We start from the raw sequence: 18,784 nt of genomic DNA on the forward strand, positions 1-18,784 counted from the left end.
GGGCGGAAGCCCCTGAGAAGCCCCTGAATCGAAAAGGGCCGCCCCGGTCGGGACGGCCCTTCGCGCAAGACTGCGAAGCGGACGGGCCGCGATCAGCCAACCAGCTCGATGCCGGCGAAGAAGAAGGCGATCTCCTGGGCGGCGGTCTCCGGAGCGTCCGAGCCGTGCACCGAGTTGGCTTCGATCGACTCGGCGAACTCCTTGCGGATGGTGCCCTCGGCGGCGTTGGCCGGGTTGGTGGCGCCCATGATCTCGCGGTTGCGGGCGATGGCGTTCTCGCCTTCCAGAACCTGAAGCACGACCGGGCCGGAGATCATGAAGGAGACGAGGTCGTTGAAGAACGGACGCTCGCGATGCACGCCGTAGAACTGCTCGGCCTGGGCCTTGGACAGCTGGACGCGCTTCTGCGCGACGATGCGCAGGCCACCGTCCTCGAACTTGGCGTTGATCTTGCCGGTCAGGTTGCGGCGGGTGGCATCGGGCTTGATGATCGAGAGGGTGCGTTCGACGGCCATGGCGGTGGGCTCCTGCTGGAAATGCGTTATGGGCGCCGCTGGTTTGGCCGGGGCGCCGATTGCGCGGGGTTATATAGGCGCTTTTCGGCCACGGCAACCGCTTCGTGAGGCCGCTTCGCCCGCCTTCGCGCGGCTGCCATGAAGGGTTGCCCCGCGGGTCCCGCTTCAAATCGCGGTTTCCCCGTGGTAAACCGGCGCCGATATGCTGCACATCAACGACCTGACGTTCCGCTACGGCGGACGTGTGCTGTTCGACCGCGCCACCGCGGTCGTGTCGAAGGGCCACCGCGTGGCGCTGGTCGGCCGCAACGGCACCGGAAAATCCACTCTCCTCAAGCTCATCGCCGGCCAGCTCCAGACGGACGCCGGAGCCATCGGCGTGCCGACCGGCACCAAGATCGGCATGGTGGCGCAGGAGGCCCCGAGCGGCGCCACCACCCTGATCGACGCCGTCCTGGCCGCCGACACGGAGCGCACCGCCCTGCTGGCCGAGGCCGAAACGGCCACCGACCCCATGCGCATCGGCGAGATCCACGCCCGGCTGGCCGACATCGAGGCGCATTCGGCGCCGTCGCGCGCCGCCCAGGTGCTGTCCGGACTGGGCTTCGACGCCGACGCGCAGTCCCGGCCCTGCTCCGACTTCTCGGGCGGCTGGCGGATGCGCGTGGCGCTGGCCGGCGTGCTGTTCGCCCGGCCCGACCTGCTGCTGCTCGACGAGCCGACCAACCACCTCGATCTGGAGGCGACCATCTGGCTTGAGGGGTACCTCAAGAACTACCCCCACACGATCCTGCTGGTCAGCCACGACCGCGACCTCTTGAACTCGGTCCCCACGACGACCATCCATGTGGACCAGGGCAAGCTGGTGACCTACGCCGGCAACTACGATCAGTTCCTCAAGCAGCGCCGCGCCAACATGGAGCGGCTGCAGGCCATGGCGACCAAGCAGGAGGCCAAGCGCAAGCACATGATGGCCTTCGTCGAACGCTTCCGCTACAAGGCGACCAAGGCCCGGCAGGCGCAGAGCCGCCTGAAGGCCCTGGAGAAGCTGGAGACCATCACGCTGATGGAGGACGACGCCGAGGTCGTCTTCAACTTCCCCCAGCCGGACGAGATGGCCCCGCCGCTGATCGCGCTGGACGGGGTGACCATCGGCTACGGCGACCGCGCCATCCTGCGCCGCGTCAACCTGCGCATCGATATGGACGACCGCATCGCCCTGCTCGGCGCCAACGGCAACGGCAAATCGACGCTGGTGAAGCTGCTGGCCGGGCGGCTGGAGGCGATGGCCGGCGAGGTGAAGCGCCCGACCAAGCTGCGCGTCGGCTATTTCGCCCAGCACCAGCAGGACGAGCTGGACCTGTCGCTGACCCCCATCCAGCAGACCCAGCGCATCATGCCGCTGGCGCCGGAGGAGAAGGTGCGCGCCCATCTCGGCCGCTTCGGCTTCCAGCAGAGCAAGGCGGAAACCCGCATCTCCGACCTGTCCGGCGGCGAGAAGGCCCGGCTGCTGCTGGCGCTGATGAGCCGCGAGACGCCGCACATCCTGATGCTCGACGAACCGACCAACCATCTCGACGTGGACAGCCGCGAGGCGCTGATCGAGGCGATCAACGGGTTCGAGGGCGCCGTCATCCTCATCAGCCACGACCCGCACCTGATCGAGCTGACCGCCGACCGGCTGCTGCTGGTCGCCGATGGCACGGTGCAGCCCTACGACGGCGACCTCGACGACTACCGCCGCTTCCTGCTGGACCGCGCGCGGGCCGAGCGCGCCGCCGCCAAGGGCGGCGAGGCGACGGACGCCGGGGCCAGCCGCAAGGACCAGCGCCGCGCCGCGGCGGAGGCCCGCGCCACCCTGGCCCCGCTGAAGAAGAAGGCCACCGACGCGGAGTCGCAGGTCAACAAGCTGACCGAGGAAAAGCGCAAGATCGAAACAAAGCTGGCCGATCCCGCCCTCTACAGCGGTCCCAGCGACAAGCTGCAGAAGCTCCAGATCGACCTCGGCGTCGTGGACAAGAAGCTGTCCGCCGCCGAGGAGGCGTGGCTGGAGCATCTCGAAGCCTATGAGTCGGCGGCGGCGGAGGCCGGCGTATGAGCGTGCCGCGCAACGTGGCCTTCACCGGAGCGGCCTCGCTCCCCGCGACCGTCGCCCGACGTGGGCGGCAGGAGCATGGGGAGGAGCGGACCTCCGACGTCCTGGCCGCCTTCCGCGCCAACCTGCCGGAGGGGCGGGTGTCGCTGGGTGACCTGATCCAGGCGCTGGGCGACCGCTCGCTGGGCACCATTCTGCTGGCCCTGTCGCTGCCCACCATCGCGCCGGTGCCGCTGGGCGTGTCCTGCCTGTTCGACCTGCCGATCCTCCTCTTCTCCGCCCAGATGGCTTTCGGCAAGCGCGGCGCTGCCCTGCCCGGCTGGATTCTGCGCCGCTCGGTCAGCCGGTCGCTTGCCGCCCGGATGATCGACAAGGCGATGCCGCGGCTGACCGCCATCGAGAAAATGCTGAAGCCGCGCCACAGCCGCTTCGCCAGCATCGACGGGGAACGCTGGTTCGGCGTGCTGGTGCTGCTCCTGTCGCTGACCTGCGTGGTCCCGCTGCCGCTGACCGGCTGGCTGCCCGGCTTCGCCCTGGTCCTGCTGTCCCTCGGGCTGATCGAGCGCGACGGGGCCGCCGTCGCGGTCAGCCTCGCCCTCACCGTGGCCGCCCTGGTCTTCTTCGCGCTGGTCGCCAGCAGCCTGTCCTACGCCGGCCAGACCCTGCTGGCCGCCACGTCATATCCCGCGTTTATGGCATAGCTCCCGCCGCTTCGGCCGGTTGCGGGGGAACCCGGGATGCGACATAAGTGCGCTCTGGGATTGTTAGGTTCGGGACCCCCTGAGGCTCCAGCTTGTTTAGCCCCGGGGTAAAACGCTCAACAGCCAACGGCGAAAGGCCGATCATGACACCAACGGAAATCACCGTCGCGGAGAAGCAGAAAAGCGGCAAGACGCCGCCGGCCGCGTGGCTTTTCTTCCAGCGTTGGTTGGCAAATCCCCTTTCCATGGGTTCCGTTACCCCATCCTCGGGCGCGCTCTGCCGGCTGATCGGAGAGCAGGTGCTGTGCGGGCCGGATCAGGTCGTCGTGGAGTTCGGCGGCGGCACCGGCGCCATCACCAAGGCCCTGCTTCAGCGCGGCATCCCGGGCAACCGCATCTTCACCTTTGAGATCGACGACCATCTGTCGCGCTTCCTGCGCGGCCATTACCCGGACGTCAACGTCGTCCATGACGACTGCCGCAAGGCCGCCGACATCCTCGGTCCGGAGCTGGTCGGCAAGGTCGGCACGGTGGTGATCGGCATCCCCATGCTGAACCTGCCGATGCGCGCCCAGAAGGAGGTCGTCGAGGCCTGCTTCCGCATCCTGCCCGAAGGCGGGCGTTTCGTTCTCTACACCTACGGCCTCGTGTCGCCGCTGAACCAGCGCGCGCTGGGCGTCAAGGGCAAGCGGCTGGGCTTCACCCCGCTGAACGTCCCGCCCGCCTCCGTCTGGGGCTATTGGAAAGCCAAGCCCTAATCCTCCCACCTCATTCCTTGCGCGGCGCCTGCCGCAGCAGGACATCGGTCAAGGCCACCGGCAGAGCCGCCAGCAGCCACACGGTGGCGGCCATTGGCCAAGGGAAGGCGATGCGCGCCTTGTTGCGGGCAAGCCCGCTCTTGATGACCTGGGCGGCGCGGTCCGTCTCCATCAGGAAGGGCATGGGGAAGCGGTTCACCGCGGTCATCCGGCTTTTCACGAAGCCCGGACAGATCACCGTCACGCCGATCCCCTGCCCCGCCAGATCGCCGCGCAGCGACTCGCCGTAGACCCGCACCGCCGCCTTGCTGGCGCAATAGGCGGGCGCGCCGGGCATGCCGCGGAAGCCGGCCAGCGAGGCCATCAGGGCGATCTGCCCGCGCCGCCGCGCCTGCATGCCGGGCAGCAGCGGATGAACGCTGTTCAGCACGCCGTCGACATTCACCTGGAAGATGCGCCGCGCCTGCTCGGCGCTCTCCACCCCGCCCCCGGTGCCGGCGGAGATTCCGGCGTTGGCGATGACCAGATCGACCGGCGCGCGAGCGTCCAGCGCGCTCAGCCACCCCGTCATCGCCGCGCGGTCGGCCGCGTCGACGAGCGCCGTTTCCACCGCCGCCCCGGCGGCGCGGCAGCGCTCCGCCACCGCCTCCAGCCTTGCGGAGTCGCGCCCGCTCAGGGCCAGCGCGACTCCGGGGGCGGCGTAGGCGCGGGCCAGTTCCTCCCCGATGCCGCTGGACGCCCCGGTGATGACGATCGAGCGCGGATCGCGCATGCCCCTTTCCCCCTTGTCCCTGACGCTTGTTGCCTTGGCCGCCCGACGCTATAACGTGAGCCTCCCGATCCCACAAATACTCGTCGAGGCCGCTTTGCCCGCCAAACGCTCCGCCGTTTCCAGCATGACCGGTTTCGCACGCGTGGATGGGCATGCCGACGGCTACAGTTGGACCTTCGAGGTGAAGAGCGTCAACGGGCGCAACCTCGACATCCGCTGCCGCCAGCCCGCCGGCTTCGACACGCTGGAGGCCGCCGCCCGCGCCGAAATCCCCAAGCGGCTGGCACGCGGCAGCGTCAACCTGAACCTGACCGTCACCCGCAGCCAGTCGGTGTCGCAGCTCCGCATCAACCGCGAGCTTCTGACCCAGGTGCTGGAGCTGGCGCGCGAGATCGAGGGCGCCGGGGCCGCCGCGCCGCGGCTCGACTCGCTGCTGTCCGTCCGCGGCATCATCGAACCGGTGGAGGAGGACGAGGGCGACGCGCGGGAGCGGGTGGAAGCCGCGCTGAAGGCCGACCTCGGCCGGCTGATCGGCGAGCTGGTCACCGCCCGCCTGTCGGAAGGGGCGCGTCTGGTCACCGTTCTGAACGGCCATCTCGACGAGATCGAGCGGCTGATCACCGCCGCCGCCGCCTGCGCCAGCACCCAGCCAGAGGCTTTGCGCGAACGGCTGCGCAGCCAGGTCGCCGCCCTGCTCGACGCCGCCCCGGCCCTGCCGGAGGAGCGGCTCGCCCAGGAGGCCGCCATCCTGATCGCCAAGGCCGACGTGCGCGAGGAGATGGACCGGCTGCGCGCCCACATCCAGGCCGCCCGCGACATGCTGGCGGAGGGGGGCGCCATCGGCCGCCGCTTCGATTTCCTGTGCCAGGAATTCAACCGCGAAGCCAACACCCTGTGCTCCAAGTCCGCGGACGTGGAGCTGACCCGCATCGGCCTGTCGCTGAAAGCCTCCATCGAGCAGCTCCGCGAGCAGGTCCAGAACATCGAGTGATACCCGCCCCATGCCCGAGACCATATGCCTGAGACCATGAACACGAAGATCGCCCGGCGTGGCCTGATGCTCGTGCTGTCCTCCCCCTCCGGGGCGGGCAAGACCACCATTTCGCGCCGCCTGCTGGACCGCGACCCCGGCATCACCCTGTCGGTGTCCGTCACCACCCGGCCGATGCGCCCCGGCGAGCAGCCGGGCGTCCATTACTACTTCGTCGACATGCCAGAGTTCGACCGCATGGCCGGCCAGGGCGAGCTGCTGGAGCACGCCCGCGTGTTCGGCAACTGCTACGGCACGCCGCGCCACGCCGTGGAGACGGCGCTGAGCGCCGGGCGCGACGTGCTGTTCGACATCGACTGGCAGGGCATGCAGCAGCTGGCGGCCAACGCCCGCGCCGATCTGGTCAGCGTCTTCGTCCTGCCACCCTCGGGCACCGAGCTGGAGCGCCGCCTGCACTCCCGCGGCCAGGACTCGGCGGAGGTGATCGCCCAGCGCATGGCCAAGGCGTCGGACGAGATCAGCCACTGGGGCGAATACGATTACGTGATCGTCAACAACGACGTGGACGAGAGCGTCACCGCGGTTCAGGCCATCCTGCGCGCCGAGCGGCTGCGCCGGACGCGGCAGGTCGGGATGCCGGCGTTTGTGGAGAGCGTGCAGGCGGCGCTGTAAGGCGGCGGCGCACTGCCCCCACCCTTCCCACGACTTCGCCGCGGGCCCCTTCCCTCCCCCGCTTCGCAAGGGAGGGAGTTCAATCCCCTCCCCTGCGAAGCGGGGGAGGGTCAGGGAGGGGGAAAGAACCTATCGCGCCCTGAACGCCCGCGCCAGCGCCGCGAACCCCGCCACATCCACCTCCTCCGCCCGCGCGGTCGGCTCGATGCCGGCGGCGGCCAGCAGCGCCTCCGCGTTCCCCAGGCTCTTCAGGCTCTGGCGCAGCATCTTGCGGCGCTGGCCGAAGGCGGCGGCGGTCACCTGCTCCAGAGCCTTCCACTCCGCCGGCTCCGGGTTGGCGCGCGGGGTCAGGTGGACGATGGTGGACTCCACCTTGGGCGGCGGGGTGAAGGCCTTGGCCGGCAGGTTGAACAACACCCGCGCGTCCGACCGCCACTGCGTGATCACCGACAGGCGGCCGTAGGCCTTGCTGCCCGGCTTGGCGACCAGACGGTCGGCGACCTCCTTCTGGAACATCAGCGTCAGGCTGACGAACTCCTCGATCCGCCCCAGCCAGCCAATCAGCAACGGCGTCGCCACGTTGTAGGGCAGGTTCGCCACGATGGCCCGCGGGGCCGGGGCGATCTGGATGGGATCGACCTCCAGCGCGTCGCCCTCGACGATGGACAGCCGCCCGTCCGCCGCCTGGATCACGTCCTGCAACGCCTCGATGAAGCGGTGGTCGCGCTCGATGGCGATGACCTGCTTCGCCTTGGTCGCCAGAAGCGCACGGGTCAGCCCGCCCGGACCGGGGCCGATCTCCACGACCGTCACGCCGGTCATGTCGCCCGCCGAGCGCGCGATGCGGCCCGTCAGGTTGAGGTCGAGCAGAAAGTTCTGCCCCAGCGCCTTGCGGGCATCCAGCCCAAAGCGGGCGATCACCTCGCGCAGCGGCGGCAGGGCCTGCGGGTCGAAAGCGGTGGGCATGGGGCCAGACATGGGGGCGGGATCGGGCGTGGCGTCGGTCATGGGCGCACTTATAGGACGGCGCAGGCCCGCCGTCATCTGCCGCGCGTCACCGTCACCCTTCGCTTTTGAGCGCAATGTTCTCCGGCGTGGCGTCGAGACGGCCCGTGCAGGTGATGCGGCGCCCATCGTCGAAGGCCTGGGACGGCTTCGGCCCGATGGTCACCTGCAGGACAACCGTGTCGGCCAGTTGGTCGCCGAGATCCTGGGGCCGGTCGCCGCCCTGGGAGTCGTGGCTGAACACGCTCTCCAGATACCACGCCGCCCCGCCCGCCCCCTGAGGCCCGCCGCGGACCAGCGCGCCGGCCAGCCGGGTGTAGACGTCCTTGCACACCTCCTCGGTCCGGTTGCGCGGCAGATCGACGAAGTTGGCGTAGGCGACGATCCGCCGGTCCTGGAAGCGGTAGAAGACGCCGCTGCGCGACACCTCCGTCCGCAGATCGCGGGACAGCCCGTCCACCGTGTCGTGCAGGTCGCCGCGCAGCCGGGTCATGCCCCAGTCGAGCAGGGTCACCGGCTCCCGCGCCAGCCAGTCCAGCGCGTCGCGGGCCTGGGCCGGACCAGAGGCCAAGGACAGAAACATGAAGGACGGCAACAGGACGAGCGCGGCGAAACCCCTCATGGCGTCGGGCCTCCGGACCATCGTTGCGGCGCAACCGTATCGGCGATGCTAAGCCAGGAGCACGGCCATAGCCAGCCGGATTCCGGGCCGCATGCCGGACCCAAGCCGGGGTACCCCCGTCAGTCCTCCAGCAGAAAGTCGCGCACCGCGGCGATCTGGTCCGCCGTCATCAGCGCCGGGGCGTGGCCGGTGTGGGCGAACTCCACCAGACGGGCCTCGGGGCCGCGGCGGGTCATCTCCTCCGCCGTCTCCGCCGAAAGGATGTCGGAGGTGGCGCCGCGCAGCACCAGAACCGGGCAGCGGATGCCGTCCCAGACGGCCCACAGGTCCACGTCCTCCATCGGCTGCGCCTTGAAGGCCTCGGCGATGGCCGGGTCATAGGCAAGGCCGTAGCAGCCGTCCGGACGCAGCCGCGCGCTGTGCTCGGCCATGTGGCGCCACGCCTCGTCGGAAAGCTGCCCGAAGCCCATCAGGACGAAGCGCAGGTAGGACTCGACCGCCGCCAGATCCTCGAACACCGGGTCCTTGCCGACGTAATCGGCGATGCGCTGCAAGCCCGCCTTCGGGATGAAGGGACCGATGTCGTTGATCACCAGACGGCGGATCGGGCTGTCCGGCTGGGCGGCCAGCAGCATGCCGATCAGCCCGCCCATGGAGGTGCCGACCCAATCCACCGACTCCACCCCCAGCCGGGCGATCAGCGCCGCCATGTCGGCGCAGTATTGCGGGTAGCCGTAGAGCGTCGGGTTGGCCAGCCGGCCGCTCTTGCCGCGCCCCACCACATCCGGGCAGGCAACGCGGTAGCGGTCGGCCAGATCGAGGGCCAGCGCGTCGAAGTCGCGGCTGTTGCGGGTCAGGCCATGCACACAGACGGCGGTACGGGCCGCGTCCTCGCGCCCCCACTGGGTGTAGGCGACGCGGTGGAACCCCGCCGCGCTGAGGCCGAGAAAGCTGCGTTCGGACATCGGCACGGGTGGCCCCTCCCCTTGTTGGTTCGTCCTCAGCCCTTGCCGGGCTTCGCCAGTTCCGCCGCCTGCCGGACGACCATGGGCGACGGGTCCGCCGCCGCCGCGTCGAAAGGATGCCGCGGCGCGTCGTACAAGCGGCGGATGGCGCGCACGTAGTTCCGCGTCTCCTCGTAGGGCGGAACGCCCCGGTAGCGGTCTACGGCCCGCTCCCCCGCGTTGTAGCCGGCAAGGGCCAGCGTAACGTCCCCCTGGAAATAGGCCAAGAGCCAGCGCAGATAGCGCACCCCGCCGCGGATGTTCTGGGCGGGGTCGAAGACGTCGGACACGCCGAACCGCTCCGCCGTGTCGGGGATGAGCTGCATCAGCCCGGCCGCCTCCTTGGGCGACACCGCGTCGGAGCGGAAGGCGCTCTCCACCCGGATCACCGCCATCACCAGCGCGGGGTCCAGCCCGTACTGAGGCGCGGTCTTGTGGACCAGCGCGATGATTTCCGGCGGCGGGGGCGACGCCTCGCGCAGCGGAGCCGCGCCGGGGCGGCACCAGGGGCGGACATGGCCCATGCGGCCCGGCACATAGGCGACCAGCCGCCGCGCCTCCTTGTGGCCGCGCGACGCCGCGGCGCGCAGCCACGCCGTGCCGACCCGCTGGTCGCGCTTCACCCCGACGCCGAACAGGAAGCGCCGCGCCATGCGGTAGGACGCCTCCGGATCGCCCTTCTCCGCGGCCTCGCAGTCGGCCATGCGCGACTCGCGCGAGGAGACGGAACCGGACTTGCCCGCGGCGAGGGCGGGGGGGGGCGCCAAGGCGACGAAAAGGGCGAAGGTCAGGGGGAGGAAACGCACGGGTTGGCCTTGGAACGGTCTGCAAAACCGCATTGATATGAGGCTGCCCGCAGGACACGGCAAGCGCAGGGCAGGGTTACCCTCTTTTCGACACAGCGCGCAGGCGGTCGTGCAGCGACCGCGCCCAGCCGCGGACCACCGTCAGCGCCGGGCGAATCGCCGCGCGCACCCGCCCCACCACCCGCTTGGCGGCCTGCCAGGGCGGCAGGGCGGTCAGCCAGGCCAGCCAGCGCACCACCCGGACGTAGCACCAGGCGAAGGCCGGGATGGTCAGCAGCTTGTCCTTGCCGATGTGGAACAGCCGCTCCACCAGCGTGACCTTGACCAGTTCCACGGCCCCCAGCAGCAGCGCGCCCTGGACCGCGTGCCCGGTCCCCATCAGGTACAGGCCGACCGGCTTCAGCGGCTCCAGAATCACCAGCGGAATCACGAACAGCGCCAAGGTCGGATAAGGGCCGAGCCGGCGGATGCGCGCGGCCAGCCGCTCGGCGAAGCGCTGCCGCCCGATCCAGGCGGCCAACGGGCGCAACGCCTCCAGCGCCACCGCGTCGATCAGGAAATAGACCAGCGCCGCGACGGTCAGCAGGGGGCGCAGCACGAAGCGGCGCAGCAGCCCCGCCAGCCTCCGCCCCAAGCTCCGGTCCAAAGTCCGAGAGGAGGAATTTCCGTTCGAGGTAGCCATTAGGTCTTTCGTCAGGCGTACAGGGGCGTTTCGCCGGCTTGGGTTCGCTGCGGATTTCCACTATCTAACGTTTCTGCCATTGCGCGTCCGTCCCCTCGTCCACTCTCGGTGCGCCCCATCGTGCTCGGCCATTACGATCCTTACCTCGTTGCGCTGTCCGTTGTCGTGGCCTCTTTCGGCGGCTATGTGGCTCTGGACCTCGCCTCCCACGCGCGGGATGCCGGGCGGGGACGGAACGGCTGGCTGGGCGCCGCGGCGCTCGCGCTCGGGGCGGGGATCTGGTCGATGCATTTCATCGGCATGATGGCGATGCGCATGCCCGTGCCGGTGTCCTACGACATCCTGCTGACCGCGTTATCCTTTCTCCTGGCGGTCGGGGTGTCGGGGACCGGCCTCTTCGCCGTGGCGCACGGCGGGGGCGGCCGGACGACCCTGGCGGCGGCGGGTCTGCTGACCGGTTTCGGAATCGTCTCCATGCATTACGTCGGCATGGCCGGCATGCGGCTGCCGGTGCCGCTGGTCTACGACACGCTTCTGGTCGTTGCGTCGGTGGTCATCGCCGTCGCCGCCTCCACCGCCGCGCTCTGGCTCGCCTTCCGCACGGCCAGCCCCCTGCAGCGCCTGTCCGGCGCGCTGGTGCTCGGCGCCGCGGTGGTCAGCATGCATTACGTCGGCATGGCCGCCGCCAGCGGCGCCGAGAACGCTGTTGGGCATACCGCCGGTCCGAACGCCGCAGCCGGCGACGACCTCGGCTTCGTGCTGTCCACCCCGTCCCTGGCGGTGGGGACGGGCATCGGGACGCTGCTGATCCTCTCGCTGGGGCTGCTCTCTGTCCTGATCGACCGGCGCCGCTCGGCGGAGCGTGCGGCAGGGCAGGAGGCGCGCTACCGCGCCGTCGTCGACTCCGCCGTGGACCCCATCGTGGTGATCGACGAGACCGGCACCATCCAGTCCTTCAACCGGGCGGCCGAGACGACCTTCGGCTACGGCGCGGAAGAGGCCGTCGGCGCCAACGTCCGCATCCTGATGGCGGAGCCGCACCACTCCGCTCATGACGGCTACATGGCGCATTTCCGCGAGACCGGCGAGCGGCGGATCATCGGCGTCGGCCGCGAGGTCGAGGGCCGGCGGAAGGACGGCTCCCTCTTCCCTCTGGAGCTGTCGGTGGCCGAATGGCACGACGGGCGGCAGCGCCTGTTCACCGGCATCATGCGCGACATCACCGCCCGCAAGGCGGCGGAGGACGCCCTGCACCGCGCCAAGGCGGAGGCGGAGCGCGCCCGCGAGGAGGCCCTGGCCGCCCGCGACAACGCCGAGCGGGCCGACATGGCGAAGACCAAGTTCCTCGCCGCGGCCAGCCACGACCTGCGCCAGCCCGTGCAGTCGCTGTTCTTCTTCGCCCACGCCCTGTCCGACCGGCTCGACGGCCATCCCGCCTCGCCCCTGCTGGCGAGCATGAGCGAGTCGCTGAACGGCCTGCGCACGCTGCTGGACAGTCTGCTGGACGTGTCGCGGCTCGATGCCGGGGTGGTCACCCCCGCGGTGACGGAGTTCGCGCTGGGTCCCCTGCTGCAGCGTCTGGCCGACGAGTACCGGGGCCGCGCGGCGGAGGTGGGGATCGCCTTGCGCTACGTCCCCACCGAAGGCTGGACGCGTAGCGATCCGGCGTTGGTCGAGCGCATCCTGCGCAATCTCGTGGAGAACGCCATCCGCTACACGGAGAGCGGGCGGATCCTGATCGGCTGCCGCCGCACCGGCAACAGCCTGCGGGTCGAGGTGCTCGACACCGGCATCGGCATCCCCGAAGACAAGCATGACGAGGTGTTCGTGGAGTTCGCCCAGCTCGCCAACCCCGAGCGCGACCGGCGCAAGGGGCTGGGGCTGGGGCTCGCCATCGTGCGGCGGCTGGCCGGGCTGCTCGGCCATGAGGTGACGCTGCGCTCCCGGCCGGGACGGGGCAGCGCCTTCGGCCTGACCGTGCCGTCGGTCGCGCCGCGCCAGGTGATGAAGACCTGCCGACCGGCCCCCCAGTCCGGCGCTCAGTCCCCCGCCAACGGCGGCAAGGGTTTGGTCGTGGTGGTGGACGACGACGCCATCATCCTGCTCTCCATGCGGACCATGCTGGAGGAGTGGGGGTACGAGGTGGTGGCTGCCGTCTCCGCCGACGAGGCGGTGGGCACGCTGACCAGCCTCGGCCAGCGCCCCGACATGATCGTCGCCGACTACCGCCTGCGCGAAGGACGGACGGGGCTTCAGGCCATCCGCGACATCTACGGCGTCTGCGGGGTGCGCGTGCCCGCGCTGGTGCTGACCGGCGACACCGACCCCGCGCGCATCGCCGAGGTCCAACAGAGCGGCCACCGCCTGCTGCACAAGCCGGTGGCCCCCGAGGTGCTGCGCAGCGCCTTGACCTCCGCGGCTTAGGGGCGTTTTCCCCGGCCGCTCCCGGTCGAGTCCCAAGTGTGGTTGAAAGCGCGCTCCGCCCCGCTTATGGTCTTGGAAAAAAGCGCGTTTGCGCCAAAACCACGACCAGAATCCGGTTCCAGGAGCGCCCCCCATGAAAGCCATGCTGCTCGGCTTCGCCGCCGCCATCGTCATCGCCGTCGGCGCGTCGGTCGCGCTGACCTCCATCGACCACAGCTCGGCCAGCCGCTTCTCCAGCAGCTCGGTCCGCCTCTGACGCCTACGCCGGCGAAGGTCAGGCGCGGCGGCTGGCGGCCATGGCCGCCGCCGTCGTCAGGGCGGCGATCAGGCTCGACGCGCCGGCCTTGCCCGTACCGGCGATGTCCAGCGCCGTCCCATGGTCGGGCGAGGTGCGGACGAAGGGCAGCCCCAGCGTGATGTTGACCCCCGTGTCGAAGTCGATGGTCTTCAGCGGGATCAGCGCCTGATCGTGGTACATGCACAGCGCCGCGTCGTAGCCGCGCCGCGCCGCCGCGTGGAACAGCGTGTCGGCGGGCTTCGGCCCCACCGCGTCGATGCCCTCCGCCCGCAGGTCGGCGACCGCCGGGGCGATGATGTCGATCTCCTCCCGTCCCATGGCGCCGCCCTCCCCCGCGTGGGGGTTCAGCGCGGCGACGGCCAGCCGGGGCCGGGCGATGCCGAAATCGCGGACCAGCGCCGCCGCGGTGACCCGCCCGGCATGGAGGATCGCCTCGCGCGTCACCAGCGGCACGGCGTCGCGGACGGAGACATGGATGGTCACCGGCACGACGCGCAGATCCTGCGCGGCCAGCATCATCACCGGCTCTTCGGTGAGCCCGGCCAGATGGGCCAGATACTCGGTGTGCCCGGGATGGCGGAAGCCGGCGGCGTAGAGCGCCGACTTCTGGATCGGGTTGGTGACGACCGCCGACGCCTCGCCACGGCGAACCAACTCGACCGCCCGGTCGATGCTGGCGATCACCGCCGCCCCGTTGGCCGGGTCGGGCCGGCCCGGCGTGACCGGCGCCGCCAGTGGCTGGGGCAGCACCGGCAAAGCCGCGCCGAACAGCGCAGCCCCCTCGGCCATGCTGCCCACCGCCTTCACCGGAACCGGCAGGCCGAGCCGGGCGGCGAGCGCCTCCAGGCGGGCGGGATCGTCCAGAAGGACAAAGGGCGGCACCGCGCCGTCCGCGCGGGCCGCCCCGGCCTTCGCCCGAGCTTCCGCCCAGGCCTTCAGTGCGATCTCCCCGCCGATCCCCGCCGGCTCGCCCATGGTCAGGGCGAGCGGCGGACGGACGCCGGACTCGGTCATCAGTTGCGGATCTCCACGAAGGCGGTGCGGCGCAGGTCGCGCAGGTAGCGGCGGGCCAGCAGGTCGGCGCGCTCGTTGATCAGGTCGCGCTCGATCTCCTCGCGCGGCGGCATCTTGATGTCCTTCGGGTCGATCGGCGGCGGGGCCGGGGCGGCCACCGGCTGCGGCTCGGCTTCCGGCGGCGGCTCGATCATCGGCACGTCGCGCTTGCAGACGATCAGGATCACGGCGCCGCCCGGGCTCATCAGCACCGGGCTCGGCTGGCCGAGCGGAATGCCGACGGCGAGCTGCTGAAGGCCCGGCGCGAGGTCCTTGACCCGCAGTGTGCCCATGTCGCCCGATTCCGGAATACCCATGGCGCGGGCCTTCTCGTCGAAGTCGCCGCAGCTCTTGATCGACTTGCGCAGCTTCTCCGCCTGGGCCTGGACCGCCTTCAGCTCCTCCTTCGAGGGGGCCGGGATGACGATCTGCTTCATGTTGACCTTGGCCTTGGCCAGATCGGGCTTCGGCTGGGCGCGCGGGCGCGGCGGCGGGGCCGGCGGCGGAGCGGTGGAGGCGGTGCTGCCGAAGGGCCGCTGGTCGCGCACCAGCAGGACGTGATAGCCGGTCGCCGTGCGGACCGGCGAGGAGAGCTGGCCGGCGCGCATGGTGGACAGGGTCTTGTCCAGCTCCGCGTTCAGCTCGCCCGTACGGACCCAGCCCATGTCGCCGCCCGAGGCGGCCCCGGCGGACTGCGAGAACTGGCGGGCCAAGGCGGCGAAGTTGCCGCCGCGGCGCACCTCCTCGACCAGCCGGTCGGCGTTGCGCCGCACCTCCTCATCCTGGTCGGGGCTGTCGACGGCCAGGAAGATCTCGGCCACCAGATACTCCGGCTTGCCGATGTTGGCCTTGATGCGCTGCATCACGGCGTCGATCTCCTCGTCGCCGATCACCACCTCCTGGCGGATGCGGCGCTGCATCACGCGCTGCCAGGACAGCAGCGCCCGCACCTGCTCGCGCAGGGTGGAGAGCGGGACGTTCTGGGTCTTCAGCAGGGCTTCGAGCTGCGGGCGGCCCATGCGGTTCTGTTCGGCGATGCGCCCGATGGCCTCGTCGATCTCCTTCGACGGGATCGAGACGCCGAGACGCTTGGCCTCCTGAAGCTGGAGCCGCTCGTCGACCAGCTGGCGGAGCACCTGCGGGGTCAGGCGCTGGCGCGTCTCCGCGCTGTCCTGGGCACCGGCGTTCAGCAGGGCGAGGCGGATGCGCGCGTGCACGTCGGACAGCGAGATGACCTCGTCGTTGACGACGGCGGCGATGCGTTCCGCGGGGCCTTGCGTGCCCGCAGCAGGGCTGTTTGGAGCGTTGGGAGCCCGCGTCTGGGCCGCGGCGGGCGCGCCGGCGGCAAGAAGGGCGCAGGCGGTCGCCACGGCGAAGGCAGACCGGACGGCTCGCAAACTCTGCATGGTGCTCCAGACTCCAGAGGTGGTTGCCGTTTAATACGGCCCCCCCGGGCGCGTGTAAACGGAATCGTGGACCGCATCCTGGAACGGAATTGTGTCCAAAGACCGGGCGGTCGATGTCGGCCCTGCTCCGGATCCGGCGTCAGCCGTCTTCCAGATGCAGCAGCGCCGCGGTGCCCAGCAGCACGCTGACGCAGGCCGGACTCCAGGCCGCCATGGCCAGCGGGATGGTTTCGGAGATGCCGAAGGTTCGGATCACGTCGGTCATCACAAACAGCACGAAGCCGGTCAGCACGCCGCCCGACACCATCGTCATCGTGCCGCCGCGCCGCGGCAGCCGCAGCGAGAAGGCCGCGGCGAACAGCACCATCGCCACATAGAGCAGCGGCTGCGACAGCAGCGACTGGTAGTGCAGACGGTGCCGGACCGCCGGGAAGCCGGTGGCCTCCAGCGTGCGGATGAACTGCGGCAGCTCCCAGAAGGAGATCGTCTCCGGCGCGGCGAAGCTCTCCTCGATGGTGGTCCGGTTCAGCTCCGTCGGGATGACGTAGGCCGGGACCGTCTCCGATTCCTTCTTGCCGAGGTTGATCGTCGCGTCCTGCAACTCCCACTTCCGGTCGCGCAGCACGGCGCGCGGCGCGTCCACCCGGCCGATGTAGGTCATGTCGGTGTCGAAGCGCAGGACGATGACCTGCGACATCTCGAAGGACAGCGGATTCACCCCGTCGGCGTGGATGAAATACTGCTCCCCCGCCTCCTGCTGGCGCAGCCAGAGGCCGCTGCGCGAGACGTCGAAGCTGCTCGACTTCAGTTTGAGGTACCGGTCCTGAAGCTGGTTGTACTTGGCGATGAAGACGGCGCCGACCGGGTTGATCATCGTCACCTTCACCGCGCCGATCATCAGTGCTGCGATCAGCACCGGGGTCAGGAACTGCCACGCCGAGACGCCGACCGCGCGGGCCACCACCAGTTCCGCGCTGCGCGTCAGCCGCCAGAAGGTGAACATGCCGCTGAACAGGATCACGAAGGGGAAGATCTGCTGACCGATCTCCGGCAGCTTCAGCAGGGCCATGCGCAGGACCAGCCAGAAAGTGATGTCCGGCTTGGTTCCGGCGCGGCGCAGCAGCTCCACGACGTCGAGCAGCAAAATGATCGACAGCAGGATGCCGAGCAGCAGCAGGAACCAGGTGACGAACTGGCGCCCGATGTAGCGCGACAGCGTGGCGGATGAATACATGGGCTCCGGCCTCCCCGGCCGATCGACGGGCGGTACGCGGCGCGCCGGGGGTTTCCACCACGGCGTGCCGGGGCTATGTACTGCGGACGGGCGCGGGAAACAACCGGTCCGCGCCTTGACAGGGCGCACGGGAAGGTCTTTATCCCAGGGTGGTTGCGGATCGATCCCACCCGCCCCGGCGCCCGCGCGCCGGCCGTCCCAGCCGAGAGGAGCCCGAGAGGAGCCGATGAAGTTCGCCTTTGCGAAGCCCGCGCTGCCCAAGTCCGGCACCGTCGCCGTCACCGTCGCCACCGATCGCGCGCTCGGCGCCGCGGGGCGGGATCTCGACCAGAAGACGGGCGGCACGCTGTCCCGCGCCATGAAGGCCAGCCGCTTCACCGGCAAGAAGGAGGAGACGCTGGCCATCCTCGCCCCCGCCGGGGTCGAGTTCGACCGCATCCTCCTGGTCGGCATCGGCAAGGGCGAGGATCTGTCCGAGGCCACCCTCCAGGCCGTCGGCGGCGCCATCGTCGCCGCCCTGGACAAGTCCGGCGAAACGGAGGTCTCCGTCCTGCTCGACCTGCCGGACGGCGGCACCGTGTCCCCCGACGCCGCGGCGGCGGAACTGGCCTTCGGCGCGCAGCTCCGCTCCTACCGCTTCGACAAGTACCGGACGACCGAGAAGAAGGAGACCAAGCCCTCCCTCAAGAAGATCATCGTCCTGACCGCGGAGCCGGACACCGCCAAGCGCGCCTACGGCCGTCTGGAGCCGCTGGCCGAGTCCGTCGCCTACACCCGCGACCTCGTGTCGGAGCCGGCCAACGTCCTGAACCCGGAGAGCCTGGCCGACCGCTGCCGGGACCTGACCGACGTCGGCCTGCAGGTCGAGGTGCTGGACCTCAAGAAGCTCAGGAAGCTCGGCATGGGCGCGCTGATCGGCGTCGCCCAGGGCAGCGCCTTCGAGCCACGCGTCGTCGTGATGCGCTGGGATGGCGCCCCCGACGCCGAGGACCGCCGCCCGCTCGCCTTCATCGGCAAGGGCGTGACCTTCGACACCGGCGGCATCTCCATCAAGCCCGCCGCCGGGATGGAGGACATGAAGTGGGACATGGGCGGCGCCGCGGTGGTCATCGGCACCATGCGCGCGCTCGCCGCCCGCAAGGCGAAGGTCAACGCCGTCGGCATCGTCGGTCTGGTCGAGAACATGCCGTCCGGCACCGCGCAGCGGCCCGGCGACGTGGTGACCTCGCTGTCCGGCCAGACCATCGAGGTGATCAACACCGACGCCGAAGGCCGCCTCGTCCTGGCCGACTGCCTGACCTACGCGCAGGAGACCTTCAAGCCGCGTCTGCTGGTCGACCTCGCCACCCTGACCGGTGCGGTCATCATCGCTCTGGGCCATGAGCACGCCGGCCTGTTCGCCAACGACGACTGGCTGGCCGAGAACCTGCTGGCCGCCGGCCGGTCGGTGGGCGAGCCGCTGTGGCGGCTGCCGATGGGCGACGCCTACGACAAGGACATCAACTCCGACATCGCCGACATGAAGAACGTCGGATCGGGCCGCGGCGCCGGCAGCATCGTCGGCGCGCAGTTCCTCAAGCGCTTCGTCGAGGATCTGCCCTGGGCGCACATCGACATCGCCGGCGTCGCTTGGTCGAAGAAGGACACGGCCACCGTCCCGAAGGGCGGCACCGCCTTCGGCGTCCGTCTGCTCGACCGCTTCGTCGCGAGCTATCACGAGGGCAAGTAAGCTCCAGCCCTCTCCCC

Annotated in this window: 18 protein-coding genes; 8 read left to right on the top strand and 10 right to left on the bottom strand. The window is 70.3% G+C overall.

Going from position 1 to position 18,784, the window contains the following annotated elements; all coding sequences use genetic code 11:
• Positions 1 to 92: 92 nt before the first annotated feature.
• Entirely contained in the window at positions 93 to 515 is a 423-nt protein-coding gene (gene ndk, locus ABAZ39_RS19205; protein ID WP_014197473.1) for a nucleoside-diphosphate kinase, read from the bottom strand.
• Between the two features lie 202 nt (positions 516 to 717).
• Here ndk and ABAZ39_RS19210 point away from each other — a divergent pair, with 202 nt between their 5' ends.
• From ABAZ39_RS19210 to ABAZ39_RS19220, 3 genes are all read left to right on the top strand, one after another.
• Complete coding sequence (locus tag ABAZ39_RS19210) at positions 718 to 2,613, top strand: ABC-F family ATP-binding cassette domain-containing protein (protein ID WP_040134409.1); 1,896 nt, start codon at positions 718 to 720, stop codon at positions 2,611 to 2,613.
• Positions 2,610 to 3,311, top strand: coding sequence for an exopolysaccharide biosynthesis protein (locus ABAZ39_RS19215; protein ID WP_040134410.1), 702 nt, complete (start codon positions 2,610 to 2,612; stop codon positions 3,309 to 3,311). Before ABAZ39_RS19210 ends, ABAZ39_RS19215 begins: the two co-directional genes overlap by 4 nt.
• 143 nt (positions 3,312 to 3,454) lie before the next feature.
• A complete protein-coding gene (locus tag ABAZ39_RS19220; protein ID WP_014197477.1) occupies positions 3,455 to 4,069 on the top strand; it encodes a class I SAM-dependent methyltransferase in 615 nt (204 codons plus the stop codon).
• Between the two features lie 10 nt (positions 4,070 to 4,079).
• On the opposite strand, the gene ABAZ39_RS19225 is transcribed toward ABAZ39_RS19220, so the two are convergent.
• On the bottom strand, positions 4,080 to 4,841 hold the full coding sequence (locus ABAZ39_RS19225) for an SDR family NAD(P)-dependent oxidoreductase (protein WP_040134411.1): 762 nt from the start codon (positions 4,839 to 4,841) through the stop codon (positions 4,080 to 4,082).
• Between the two features lie 124 nt (positions 4,842 to 4,965).
• On the opposite strand from ABAZ39_RS19225, the gene ABAZ39_RS19230 reads away from it, so the two are divergent.
• Both ABAZ39_RS19230 and gmk read left to right on the top strand, forming a co-directional pair.
• Positions 4,966 to 5,832: a YicC/YloC family endoribonuclease gene (locus tag ABAZ39_RS19230; protein WP_040135591.1), complete on the top strand. Its 867-nt coding sequence runs from the start codon at positions 4,966 to 4,968 to the stop codon at positions 5,830 to 5,832.
• Between the two features lie 36 nt (positions 5,833 to 5,868).
• On the top strand, positions 5,869 to 6,504 hold the full coding sequence (gmk, locus tag ABAZ39_RS19235) for a guanylate kinase (protein ID WP_040135593.1): 636 nt from the start codon (positions 5,869 to 5,871) through the stop codon (positions 6,502 to 6,504).
• 129 nt (positions 6,505 to 6,633) lie between these two features.
• On the opposite strand, the gene rsmA is transcribed toward gmk, so the two are convergent.
• The 5 genes from rsmA to ABAZ39_RS19260 form a co-directional block, all read right to left on the bottom strand.
• Entirely contained in the window at positions 6,634 to 7,482 is an 849-nt protein-coding gene (gene rsmA / locus ABAZ39_RS19240; RefSeq protein ID WP_040135596.1) for a 16S rRNA (adenine(1518)-N(6)/adenine(1519)-N(6))-dimethyltransferase RsmA, read from the bottom strand.
• A gap of 82 nt (positions 7,483 to 7,564) precedes the next feature.
• Positions 7,565 to 8,131: a hypothetical protein gene (locus tag ABAZ39_RS19245; RefSeq protein ID WP_040134412.1), complete on the bottom strand. Its 567-nt coding sequence runs from the start codon at positions 8,129 to 8,131 to the stop codon at positions 7,565 to 7,567.
• A 119-nt stretch (positions 8,132 to 8,250) separates the two neighbouring features.
• A complete protein-coding gene (locus ABAZ39_RS19250; RefSeq protein ID WP_040134413.1) occupies positions 8,251 to 9,096 on the bottom strand; it encodes an alpha/beta fold hydrolase in 846 nt (281 codons plus the stop codon).
• Positions 9,097 to 9,131: 35 nt separating this feature from the next.
• The gene (locus ABAZ39_RS19255; protein WP_040134414.1) at positions 9,132 to 9,941 is read right to left on the bottom strand and encodes a lytic transglycosylase domain-containing protein; all 810 of its coding nucleotides are present in this window, start codon (positions 9,939 to 9,941) and stop codon (positions 9,132 to 9,134) included.
• 76 nt (positions 9,942 to 10,017) lie between these two features.
• Positions 10,018 to 10,575: a hypothetical protein gene (locus ABAZ39_RS19260; protein ID WP_051658265.1), complete on the bottom strand. Its 558-nt coding sequence runs from the start codon at positions 10,573 to 10,575 to the stop codon at positions 10,018 to 10,020.
• Between the two features lie 168 nt (positions 10,576 to 10,743).
• Between ABAZ39_RS19260 and ABAZ39_RS19265 the strand changes: the two genes are divergently transcribed.
• Both ABAZ39_RS19265 and ABAZ39_RS37410 read left to right on the top strand, forming a co-directional pair.
• Entirely contained in the window at positions 10,744 to 13,047 is a 2,304-nt protein-coding gene (locus ABAZ39_RS19265; protein WP_040135600.1) for a hybrid sensor histidine kinase/response regulator, read from the top strand.
• A gap of 133 nt (positions 13,048 to 13,180) precedes the next feature.
• Positions 13,181 to 13,303 carry a hypothetical protein gene (locus ABAZ39_RS37410; RefSeq protein ID WP_257722160.1) on the top strand — a complete coding sequence of 41 codons (123 nt, stop codon included), beginning with the start codon at positions 13,181 to 13,183 and terminating at the stop codon, positions 13,301 to 13,303.
• 18 nt (positions 13,304 to 13,321) lie between these two features.
• On the opposite strand, the gene pdxA is transcribed toward ABAZ39_RS37410, so the two are convergent.
• From pdxA to lptG, 3 genes are all read right to left on the bottom strand, one after another.
• Complete coding sequence (pdxA, locus tag ABAZ39_RS19270) at positions 13,322 to 14,359, bottom strand: 4-hydroxythreonine-4-phosphate dehydrogenase PdxA (protein WP_040134415.1); 1,038 nt, start codon at positions 14,357 to 14,359, stop codon at positions 13,322 to 13,324.
• The gene (locus ABAZ39_RS19275) at positions 14,359 to 15,804 is read right to left on the bottom strand and encodes a peptidylprolyl isomerase (RefSeq protein WP_040134416.1); all 1,446 of its coding nucleotides are present in this window, start codon (positions 15,802 to 15,804) and stop codon (positions 14,359 to 14,361) included. The genes pdxA and ABAZ39_RS19275 overlap by 1 nt, the downstream gene beginning before the upstream one ends.
• 139 nt (positions 15,805 to 15,943) lie before the next feature.
• Positions 15,944 to 17,038 (bottom strand): LPS export ABC transporter permease LptG, encoded by a 1,095-nt coding sequence (gene lptG / locus ABAZ39_RS19280; RefSeq protein ID WP_040134417.1) that lies wholly within the window; start codon positions 17,036 to 17,038, stop codon positions 15,944 to 15,946.
• A gap of 226 nt (positions 17,039 to 17,264) precedes the next feature.
• Here lptG and ABAZ39_RS19285 point away from each other — a divergent pair, with 226 nt between their 5' ends.
• Complete coding sequence (locus ABAZ39_RS19285; RefSeq protein WP_040134418.1) at positions 17,265 to 18,767, top strand: leucyl aminopeptidase; 1,503 nt, start codon at positions 17,265 to 17,267, stop codon at positions 18,765 to 18,767.
• Positions 18,768 to 18,784 lie beyond the last annotated feature (17 nt).

It is taken from the genome of Azospirillum argentinense (assembly GCF_000632475.1).
Lineage (GTDB): Bacteria > Pseudomonadota > Alphaproteobacteria > Azospirillales > Azospirillaceae > Azospirillum > Azospirillum baldaniorum.